The 10062-nt window shown below is 58.4% G+C and carries 13 protein-coding genes; 12 read left to right on the top strand and 1 reads right to left on the bottom strand.

Translation table 11 applies throughout. The annotated features are described in order from the left end of the window. The first annotated feature begins 220 nt into the window (after window positions 1-220). Window positions 221-1441, top strand: coding sequence for a hypothetical protein (locus YH62_RS02110; protein WP_046792484.1), 1221 nt, complete (start codon window positions 221-223; stop codon window positions 1439-1441). Window positions 1442-1789: 348 nt separating this feature from the next. Here the strand turns inward: YH62_RS02110 and YH62_RS02105 are convergent, their stop codons facing one another. Continuing rightward, a complete protein-coding gene (locus YH62_RS02105) occupies window positions 1790-2113 on the bottom strand; it encodes a hypothetical protein (protein WP_046792483.1) in 324 nt (107 codons plus the stop codon). 94 nt (window positions 2114-2207) lie between these two features. Between YH62_RS02105 and YH62_RS02100 the strand changes: the two genes are divergently transcribed. The 11 genes from YH62_RS02100 to YH62_RS02045 all read left to right on the top strand — a co-directional run bounded on the left by YH62_RS02100 (window position 2208) and on the right by YH62_RS02045 (window position 10022). After that, the gene (locus YH62_RS02100) at window positions 2208-2507 is read left to right on the top strand and encodes an HNH endonuclease signature motif containing protein (protein WP_046792482.1); all 300 of its coding nucleotides are present in this window, start codon (window positions 2208-2210) and stop codon (window positions 2505-2507) included. A gap of 104 nt (window positions 2508-2611) precedes the next feature. Then, the gene (locus YH62_RS02095) at window positions 2612-3040 is read left to right on the top strand and encodes a hypothetical protein (protein WP_046792481.1); all 429 of its coding nucleotides are present in this window, start codon (window positions 2612-2614) and stop codon (window positions 3038-3040) included. Further along, window positions 3021-4592 (top strand): terminase TerL endonuclease subunit, encoded by a 1572-nt coding sequence (locus tag YH62_RS02090; RefSeq protein WP_046792480.1) that lies wholly within the window; start codon window positions 3021-3023, stop codon window positions 4590-4592. Before YH62_RS02095 ends, YH62_RS02090 begins: the two co-directional genes overlap by 20 nt. Beyond that, the gene (locus YH62_RS02085) at window positions 4592-5848 is read left to right on the top strand and encodes a phage portal protein (protein WP_046792479.1); all 1257 of its coding nucleotides are present in this window, start codon (window positions 4592-4594) and stop codon (window positions 5846-5848) included. Before YH62_RS02090 ends, YH62_RS02085 begins: the two co-directional genes overlap by 1 nt. Continuing rightward, the gene (locus YH62_RS02080) at window positions 5845-6465 is read left to right on the top strand and encodes an HK97 family phage prohead protease (RefSeq protein ID WP_046792478.1); all 621 of its coding nucleotides are present in this window, start codon (window positions 5845-5847) and stop codon (window positions 6463-6465) included. The genes YH62_RS02085 and YH62_RS02080 overlap by 4 nt, the downstream gene beginning before the upstream one ends. Before the next feature lie 73 nt (window positions 6466-6538). Further along, window positions 6539-7816 (top strand): phage major capsid protein, encoded by a 1278-nt coding sequence (locus YH62_RS02075; RefSeq protein ID WP_046792477.1) that lies wholly within the window; start codon window positions 6539-6541, stop codon window positions 7814-7816. Between the two features lie 45 nt (window positions 7817-7861). Beyond that, window positions 7862-8092 (top strand): hypothetical protein, encoded by a 231-nt coding sequence (locus YH62_RS02070; RefSeq protein ID WP_046792476.1) that lies wholly within the window; start codon window positions 7862-7864, stop codon window positions 8090-8092. Next, window positions 8055-8591 (top strand): head-tail connector protein, encoded by a 537-nt coding sequence (locus YH62_RS02065; RefSeq protein WP_046792475.1) that lies wholly within the window; start codon window positions 8055-8057, stop codon window positions 8589-8591. Before YH62_RS02070 ends, YH62_RS02065 begins: the two co-directional genes overlap by 38 nt. A gap of 171 nt (window positions 8592-8762) precedes the next feature. Then, window positions 8763-9122, top strand: a complete 360-nt coding sequence (locus YH62_RS02055) for a head-tail adaptor protein (protein ID WP_046792473.1) — start codon at window positions 8763-8765, stop codon at window positions 9120-9122. Next, window positions 9122-9610, top strand: coding sequence for a hypothetical protein (locus YH62_RS02050; RefSeq protein ID WP_046792472.1), 489 nt, complete (start codon window positions 9122-9124; stop codon window positions 9608-9610). Before YH62_RS02055 ends, YH62_RS02050 begins: the two co-directional genes overlap by 1 nt. Next, window positions 9561-10022, top strand: a complete 462-nt coding sequence (locus YH62_RS02045; RefSeq protein ID WP_082118210.1) for a DUF3168 domain-containing protein — start codon at window positions 9561-9563, stop codon at window positions 10020-10022. Before YH62_RS02050 ends, YH62_RS02045 begins: the two co-directional genes overlap by 50 nt. Window positions 10023-10062: the final 40 nt, after the last annotated feature.

Below are 10062 nucleotides of genomic sequence, written 5' to 3'. Positions count from 1 at the left end.
TAGAAGGAGACCCCATGCCCACGCGCACTTCTTACCGAAACCTAGGGGGCCCGTTTCCAGGCCGCGGAGCCGCCCCGACAATGGTGCATGACAAAGTGCTGCCCCGTGGCAAGCGAGCCGCGTTCGAGGCGTTGAATGACGCCGCTGCCATGAGACCGCATGTCACCGACGCGGGCTCGCTCGTGGCGGCCAATGACAATTGTAAGAAGGAGGATGCCGCTTGACGAGAAGCACCGAAGAACACCGCAACGCAATCGAGGCTTGGAGGGCAACAGCACCTACGGACGACATCGAGCTGTGGGAAAAGCCGAAGAAAGCCAAAGGGGAGAAGTCTCGCCGACACCGCGGCTTGGCTGAACTCAGCGCTTTATTGGAATTCTACCGGCGGCCGGTCGGAGTTGCTGAGGGCGTCCCGTCGGAAGAGCTGCCGACGGTCAAGTCGAATTGGCGCTTGTCACCTGCGAACGATAACAAAGTGCAGGAAGAGGGGTGCGGGAGAGAGAAGGCGTTTGAGTACATCCCATCGCTCGCAATGATCGAGAGATCGCTGAAGGATGTGGATGTGTTTGAGAGGCCCGAGCCGGTAATGCTTTCGGACGGCCACCAGATGCCACTCTGGAATAGCGCAGCACACCGCGAGGTTCACGCCAACCCAGTGGCCGGGGACATAGAATACGGATACCACATCGACGATTGTGGTAAGCGACATAAGACAATTGTCCGTATCGGAAGGTTACGTTTCAGCAATGGCAATCAAACCGAGAAGGGCCTCAAACTTGTTATGGGTGAGGTTGTCGAAGCAGAGATTGCAATGCCTGTCGGGGCGATGCTGGGTTGTCGGGAAAAAGCCACACGAGACAAAGGCTCGGTTGCGGATCCAGTCGAGGTTGCTCTCTCCAACCACTATTTTGCCGGGAGGCCTACAGAGAACATGCCGGGCGGATTGTTCCAGGCGAAGAAGCCGCGCCGCGTCAAAAGAAAAGCGGGACCGGAGGAGCGGCGCAATATTACCAAAGCTGAAGCTCGCCAGATGCTGGCGGATGCTATCGCCAATACGCCTGTCATGCCTGAAGTAAAGAGATGCCCAACGGGTTTTCCCGCAGGGCCAACGCAACTAGCTCAACTGTGGCCGGGTCTCGTGAAGGTGGCTACCGGTGACAGCGGAAGTCAGGGATGGGAAGATGTCTACTCGGAACGTGCCGAAGCCGAAGAGTTTGCTAAATGGCTCCAGGGAATGAAAGACGAGCACGTCCAGACGCTGACGCAGGCCATGTCAGCAAGAAGCCTCCAAGAACTGGGTGAGTCACGAGGGTATTCTGGGAAATATGCAATCGCGGCTGGGCGCCGTTTGCTCGTCGCGGCCAACGACAATTTTCAGGAAGCGAAAAAAAATCGTATCAACTGCCTGACTTTATGCACTGAATATACCCCTTTAGTATGAAGGGGTGGAAACTCCGACGGGCGCGTTTTGCGCCCGTTTTCATTTTGGGGCGCTGCCGATCCGCGGACGTTCAAACTCGCGAAGATCGCCGGGACAGCCTCAAATCCATTGCGGTGGCCACTTGAAATCGAGGGCGACATCGACCAAATAGAGGCCATCCCACTACCACAACAACGAACGCCCGGCGCGATTTGCGACCCGCGCTGGCGTGTGCGACGGTTGAGCGGTTGGACGGCCGTCCCGCTCCCGTCGCTTTAATTCAGCTTGCCTTGGCGCGCTCTACTCCTCGTCGCTGCCAGGCAACGTGCGGCTGGCTCCCCGAAAGGGTTGAGCCGGCCGCTTTCGTTGTCAGGAAAGCCGGGCCGCTGCTTGATTAGCAATGCGCTTGTATTCCTGTTGAAGTTTGAGCCATGACTGGATCTTTTCGTCGACCGTATCTCCGTGCGACTTCATGATCCTTGATTTCAACAAACTTGGTATCTCTGGCTTCTCCAGCTCCTTGAGCGACGCGTAAGTGTATGCGCGGATAAAGGATATCCGAACCTCGTGTCGGCGTTTCGCCTGCGCAGATGTCGATGATGATGTCGCATGCTCCGCATGCGACCATCTGTCATTCCCCTTACGCAGATCGATCGACCTCAATGCGGACCTATTGTGGTTGAGCTTGGACACTCAGTAGTCCTCCTGCACTTTGCTCTCGTTTACCTCATAATGACGCAGATTGGTTCACGATGGCAGACCACAAGTCGACCAATCATGGTGATGCATGGCACGTAGTGAATACCATCACCTTTACCAAACAGCCATGTGGAAGCGCCTGCGGGAAGCCCAGCTTGCACTGCGGCCACTCTGCGAGTTCTGCTTAGAAACAGAAGAAATCACGGCTGCCGAGGTAGTTGACCACATCCGCCCACATCGCGGGCAAGTCGACCTCTTTCATGATCCACTTAACCTACAGTCCCTCTGCAAAGCCCACCATGATGGTACTAAGCAGCGCATCGAGCGCGGCAGCATCGACACTCGTCTCGATGCGACCGGATGGCCGGAGTGGCGCGAAGGCCGATGATGGGAGGGGGAGGTTGGCGCTCTCGCAGTGTCCGGCCCCGTACCGGGGGCCAAGGCAACTTTCGCTAATTTTGTATAAAAAAAGTTTTCAGACCGGAGATTTGAATGGCGGCGCGCGGACGCAAGTCGGCGGCAAGCACCGAGATTGTGATTGCCTCCAACGTTGAGGTTATCAATCGACCGCAGCCGCCAAATGAATTGACGATTGAGCAAGCGGTCGAGTGGCGAGCGGTCGTTGACCGCATGCCGGCGGATTGGTTCCCGCGCGAAACGCATGGGATGCTCACCCAGTATTGCAGGCACGTTGTTGCGGCGCGCAGGATCGCGCAACTGATCGCGAGCGCGGAAAAGGCGAAGACTTTCGATATCGACGCCTATGACAAGCTTCTAAAAATGCAGGAGCGCGAGGGCAGGGCGATATCCTCGCTCGCCACCCGCATGAGGATCACGCAGCAGGCAACGGTGCGTGCTGAATCGGCGAAGAAGCCGGGCCAGATAATTGCACCGTGGGAAGATGATGGCGAAGACGATTAGCCGCGCGGAGCGGAATATCAGATGGCTCGAAAAGCATATTCGTATCCCCGAGGGGCAGTTCGTAGGTCAGCCGATCAAGCTCGCTGAATTCATGAAAGATGACCTGCGCGCGATATACGATAATCCGAGCGGAACGCGACGCGCGATCATTTCGCGTGGCCGAAAGAACGCGAAAACAACTGAAAGCGCTATGATCCTTCTGCTGCATCTGTGCGGTCCGGAGGCAAAGCCAAACAGTCAGTTGTACAGCGCGGCTCAGTCTCGTGACCAGGCCGCTATTCTGTTTGAGCTTGCGGCCAAGATGATCCGGATGTCTCCGATCCTGAATGCATTCGCTGAGCCGAAGGACAGCGGCAAGCGGATCGTGTGCCGTCAGTTGGGCACCGTCTACCGTGCGTTGTCCGCTGACGCGGCCACGGCATACGGTTTGAGCCCCGTACTCACGATTCACGATGAGCTCGGCCAGGTCAAGGGGCCTCGGTCGCCTCTGTATGATGCATTGGAGACGGCCACCGCAGCGCAGGGCGAGCCTCTCTCGATTATCATCAGCACGCAGGCTCCGACCGATGCAGACCTCCTTTCCGTGCTCATCGATGATGCCAAAAAGGGTCGAGATCCACGGACAGTTCTGCGTTTTCAGACCGCTCCTCCCGACCTGGACCCGTTCACCGTTGAGGCGGTGAGGGCCGCGAATCCGGCATTCGATCTTTTCATGAACCAAGAGGAAGTCTTGGGAATGATGGAGGATGCGCGGAACATGCCGGCCCGTGCAGCGGAGTTTGAAAACCTCGTCCTGAATAGGCGAGTAGAAACGAGCAACCCCTTTGTGTCCCGCAAGGTGTGGATGGGGAACGCGTCTGAACCTAATCGGGACTTCGGCGGTCGCCCCGTATTTGGGGGACTCGACCTCAGCGAATGCAACGACTTGACGAGCCTTGTGTTGGTTGCCCCTGACGTGTTGGAGGGGGGCACCGTTTGGGACGTGAGGCCCCATTTCTGGCTACCAGGAGAGGGGCTAGCGGCAAAAGCAAGGCTGGACCGCGTCAGCTACGATGTTTGGGCTGCCGACGGGTACATTGAGGCCGTAGAGGGCGCCAAGAGCATCGAGTACGAGCACATCGCGAGGCACCTTCGCGACGTCTGTGACGACATGGACGTCCAGAAGATGGCGTTCGACCGATACAACTTCCGTCACCTGCGACCTTGGCTATCGCGAGCCGGATTCACTGAGGAAGAGATCGAAGGAAAATTCGTCGAGTTCGGGCAGGGCTTTGTGTCCATGTCTCCGGCGCTTCGAACGACGGAATCTCTGCTGCTGAACGGCAAGATTCGGCATGGCGACCACCCCGTATTGACGATGTGCGCCGGCAATGCCGTCGTTAAAAAGGACGACGCCGGGAACCGCAAGCTGACAAAAGCAGGCAGCCGTGGGCGTATTGACGGAATGACATCGCTCGTCATGGCGCTTTCCTGCGCCGAAGAGTTCGTGCCCATTTTGCCAGCAACGTCCCCCTGGGATGACCCGGAATTCTCACTCAATAAGGCGGCATAATGGCTATAAAAGACTGGCTTTTCCGCCCGAACGCGACAGAATCCCGGGCATCCATAGAAAATCCCACCGTTCCGGTGAGTGCCGAGAATTTCATGGCATTCTTCGGCGTCCAGCAGGCCAGCCTGCCGCGGGTTACGATCGACGCCGCCTTGACCGTGCCAGCTGTGCTTGCTGCCGTCGCCTTCATGTCTCGTACCCTCGCGGCGCTCCCGCGGCACGCCTATCGAGACAGTAAGGACGGCGCTAAGCGTGTCGGCGGTAAGCTTCAGACGGTAGTCAATTGCTCTCCGAATGAGACGATGGGCTCGTTTGCTTTCTGGCAATGGTTTTGGCAGCAGGTATTTACCGGTGGCCGTGGGCTGGCCTACATTGAGCGAACGCCGCAGGGCGTCGATTCGCTGTGGCCGATGGACCCGGCAAAGACCGTGATCAAGCGGGTCGGGTTCCGGGTCGTCTATCAGTTCGATGGGCGCGACTATCCGGCAGAGGACGTGGTCGACGTTCCCTTCATGCTTCATTCGGACGGCTTGAAACACTACGGGCCGATCCAGAGGGCGACCAAGGCAATCCAACTAGCGATTGCTATGAACGACTACGGTTCGAATTTCTTTGCCGGTGGGGGCGTCCCTCCGCTGTCGTTGGAAGGGCCATTGCCGGCAAATGCCGACGCAATGAAGCGTGCGACCGCTGATGTTATGAGGTCGGTCGAGGGCGCCAAGAACGCAAGCGAGCCCGTATTCGCTATTCCGGCTGGTTACAAGCTGCAACCGGTAGGCCTTGACCCTGCGAAGGGTCAGATGGTCGAGGCGCGGCGTTTTCAGGTCGAGGAAATTGCTCGCGCCTGGCAGTTGCCGCCTGTGTTCTTGCAGGATTTGTCCCGCGCGACGTTCAGCAATGCGGAACAGCAGGACTTACACCTCGTGAAGCACCTTATCGGCCAATGGGCCAAGGCGCTGGAGGACGAGCTAAATCTGAAGTTTTTTGGTCGCAATAACAACGGCCGATGGATTGAGCATTCGCTGGATGGCCTCATGCGGGGCGACTTCAAGAGCCGGATTGACGGTTTGGCTAGAGCGATTCAGACGGCACAAATCACGCCGAATGAAGCGCGCGCACTGGAAAACCGGCCCAGCATGGAAAATGGCGACGAACTGCTTATCCAGGGGGCAACCGTGCCCCTTGGTCAGCAGCCGCAGGACGGCAGAACGCCTGCACCAGCCAACGACAACCAAGAAGATGAGGCGGAAGCCGCATGACAGACATTGAAAAGCGCAGTTACGTTGGGGGTGTTGAGCACCGCGCCGACGATGGCAAGCGCACGTTGGTGGGGTACGCCGCCGTGTTTGAGCGGCTCGCTGATATCGGCGGCTACTTTCAGGAAAAGATTGCTCCTGGAGCATTTGCTGATGCCATAAAGGGCGATATTCGCGCGCTCGTCGACCACGACGCTGGGCGCGTAATCGGACGAACCAAGAGCGGCACGCTGCGGCTCAAGGAGGATGGCATCGGGCTTCACGTCGAGATCGATGTGCCGAATACGACCGAAGGCAACGACCTTTGGGAATTGGTCGGACGCGGCGACATCTCCGGTATGAGCTTCGGCTTCCGCGTCACCAGGGAGACCTGGGACGAGACCGGGGACGTTCCGGTGAGGACGATAGAGAAGCTGAACCTCCTTGAGGTCTCGGCCGTCGCCTGGCCCGCATACGAGGACACCATTCTCGCGAAGCGCTCGCTAGATGCGGCTCGCGCCGAGGCGGGCGCGCGCAACAAGACTGCCGCTGCTCGCCGGATCGCTGAGAAGCGTGCCGGTATGGAGCAAAAGTTTCGGGGCATCCAGTCACCGGTCGGTGACGGGCAGGGCGCCTCGTAGTCACCCGGCTTGAGCCGGAGGGCCGGACAATCATCCTGCCATCACACGAACCACCACGATAATGGAGACCAGTATGTCACTTACCGAACTGCAGGAGAAGCGCGGCCGCCTTATGACGCAGGCTCGCGAGGCTCTTGACGAAATCACCAAGAACACCGACGACGCCCGCTCTGCTGAGCTCGACAAGCGCCACGATGATATCATGGCCGAGTTCGACAAGATCGAGAAGAACATCGAACGTGAGGAGCGCCTGGCGGCAATCGAGGCCCGTTTTGAGGAGCGGCAGCGAAGAGACCGCGAAAGCAAGCGTCCGGTTTCCGGCGGTGAGTCCCGCGGCCAAGACAGTGGCGAGAAGAAGGAGTACCGCGAGGTATTCTACAAGTTCCTCGCTTCGGGCGCCGATCTGGGCGAACTCGACGCAGAAGAGCGAGGAATTCTGAAAACTGGTGTCCAGTCCACCAAGGAATTCCGCATGCAGACGACCGGTACCAACACTGCCGGCGGCTATACGGTCCCGGTTGAGCTTGCCGATTTCATCGTCAAGTCGATGAAGGACTGGGGTCCGATGTACGACACGGACGTTGTAACGGAGCTGAACACAGCCGCCGGTAACATCATCAACATCCCGACCGTCGACGACACCGCAGTTACGGCCGAGAAGCACACGGAAGGTACTCCGCTGACCGATGACGGTGGCAAGGACGCGGCCTTCGGTCAGAAGCAACTTTCGGCGTATGTCTACGATACCGAGTTCGTGAAGTTCTCGATGGAACTTGCATCCGACTCCATCTTCAACATGGAATCGCTGCTCGGTGTGCTGCTTGGTGAGCGCCTTGGCCGTATCGCCAACCGCGAACTCACGATCGGCGACGGCACCGACGATCCCCATGGCGTGGTGACGGCGTCTTCGCTCGGCAAGACCGCAGCCGCTGCGGCCGCCCTTACGGCCGATGAGCTTATCGACCTGCAGCACTCGGTGAACGCGGCTTACCGTCGTTCGCCGAAGACGCGCTGGCAGTTCGCCGACCTGACCCTTGCTGCTATCCGCAAGCTGAAGGATTCGGAGAACCGTTACATCTGGACGATGGGCGACATCCAGAAGGGCGAACCGGGTACGCTTCTCGGCTACCGCTACGAGATCAACGACGACGTCCCGCAGATTGCCGCCGGCACCAGGCCGGTCATCTTCGGTGACTTCTCCAAGTACTTCGTCCGCAAGGTCGGCTCGCCGGTTATCGGTGTTCTGCGTGAGCGCTTCTGGCCGGATCTGGGTATCGCGGGTCTGATCCGCTTCGACGGTGAACTCGGCGATACCGCTGCGGTCAAGCACCTCGTTATGGCTGCCGCCTGAGTTTGGATGGCGGGCTTCGGCCCGCCTCCTACCCAAGGAGACGACATGAATATCAGAATGTTGGTCGGCCTGTCCGGCAACGAATACTCGCTCGCTCCTGGCGATGAGCGGGAGTTTCCAAACGAGGAAGCTATTCGGCTGATCAGCGTCGGCTATGCCGTGCCATCGGCCGAGGAGAAGATTGAGCGCGCGGTAGCGCAGCCGGCTCCAGAGCGCCGCACGAGGAAGGGTAAGGCTGATGTGGTATCCACCGAAGGTGACGGCGCCGCCAACTAATCCTATATCCATTTCGGATGCAAAGCGGCAATGCAACGTCCTGCACGACGATGACGATGACCTTTTGGAAGGTTACATCACTGCCGCTCGGGATTATGTTGAGAAATACACAGGGACAGCCCTGGCTACCCAAACCGTTGAAGTAAAGTGCGACGGTTTTTGCGATATGGCCAGGCTTCCCGTCACACCCGCTCAGTCCGTTACTTCGATCGCCTATGTCGACACCGCTGGCGTCGAGCAGACCCTTCCGACAACGGCTTACGAAGAGCGATTCGACAATCTCGACGCAGCAATCGTCCTAAAATACGGCCATCAGTGGCCAGCAATTAGACCGGGGTCGAGAATCAAGCTGACTGCGGTGGTCGGGTACCAAACGCTTCCGGCCAATATCAAGCATGCAATGCTGCTTTGGATAGCCGACGCATACGAAAAGCGCGAGAACGATGCGCTTTCTGATTGGACGGCATTTGACGCACTTCTTTGTAACGATCGGCGCTGAACATGCCCTGGGTCCGCTTCACCAAAGACTTTGATTGGCGCCAGCCTGGTTTCACGGTCGCCTTTAAGGCCGGCACCACCAAGCTCGTCACACGAGACGCTGCCGCTAAAGCTGTGGCGACCGGACGCGGCGAGATAGTCAGGCGCCCGAACGACGCGGAGAGGGTTCCCTATGGCTCGTAAGTCCGGTGCGGGTGGGCTGCGACAGCGCATGCTCTTTCAAGCCAAAGGAATGGGGCCTGACGAGTACGGCAACCCTATACCTTCCGATGTGTTCGCTACTGTGTTTGAGGATTATGCTGAACTTGTTCCTCGTCTTGGCGGAGAGTCCGTCATGGCAAGCCGACTGCAGGGCATTCAACCCTATACGGCCCGCGTCAGGTCCAGCCCCAACACGAGGCAGGTGACCACCGCATGGCGTCTCGTGGATGCGCGGAACGATAAAAGGGTTTTCAACATCAAGGCGATATCGGATCCGGATCAGAAGAACCAATACCTGGAGATGCTGATCGTTGACGGAGAGCCGTCCTGATGCTGAAAGCTAAAGTCGTCGGCCGGCAGGCGTTAATGCGCCGTCTCAATGAACTCGTTCCGAATGCGGATCGGTACACGGCAGAGGCCAAGCTCAATGCAATGGACGAGTTGGCCAGTCGCGTTCGTACCAGAGCGCCTACTGGTGCAACGCTCGATTACATGGAAAGCATCGAGGGTGACCAACTAAGCGACAGGCCTATTCAGGAGGCCGCGGGCCGGGCGTCAAGCAAGGATCCCACCGCGGCAGGGCTCTTCGCCAAATTCATTTGGCGTTTCCTGGAGTTTGGCACGGCTCCTCACAATACCCAAAAGGGCGGCGGAACCGTGCTGGGTCAGATGAAGGTGCGAGAGGGGGGCGGCTATCAACACCCTGGGTCGCGGCCTTTCCCCCACATTTTTCCGACGTGGCGAGAATATCGCCCTACTGCGCTAAAGAATGTTCGGAACGCCCTCAACAGGGCAATCCGTCAATCCAGAAAGAAGTAGCATGAGTGCGCCATCGCATGAACTGGTTGGTCTAGCGACCGCCAGATTGCGGACGTATGCGCCGCTCACGGCGCTGATTGGCGCCAATAGGGTTTTCCTACGAGTCCCCGACGAGGAGCGCCCGCCATATGTTGCTATGGGGGAGGCTGTCACCCGGCGTAGCGATGTTACGTGCCGAAGGTCTACGACCGTCGATCTGACGGTCCATGCCTACAGCATCTCTAGTAATTCTCTGCAAGACGTTCGCGCCATTGCCGATGCCGTGGCAACGGCCCTTCATGACTATCCGCTGGCTCTACCAACGAAAAGATTGGTGACACTCGAGCACCACGGTGAGCGGGTCTTCTATGACGTAGATGGCATTACCGGCCATGCCGTCGTGGACTTCGCCGCGATCATAGAGACGCCCTGACCAACAGAGGCGGGCACCACCACACCACACATTGGAGACT

The organism is Rhizobium sp. LC145 (assembly GCF_001005825.1).
In the GTDB taxonomy this organism is placed as follows: Bacteria; Pseudomonadota; Alphaproteobacteria; order Rhizobiales; family Rhizobiaceae; genus Neorhizobium.
The sequence above is the reverse complement of the archived record's forward strand: the minus strand, read 5'-3'. Positions and strand labels throughout refer to the sequence as shown.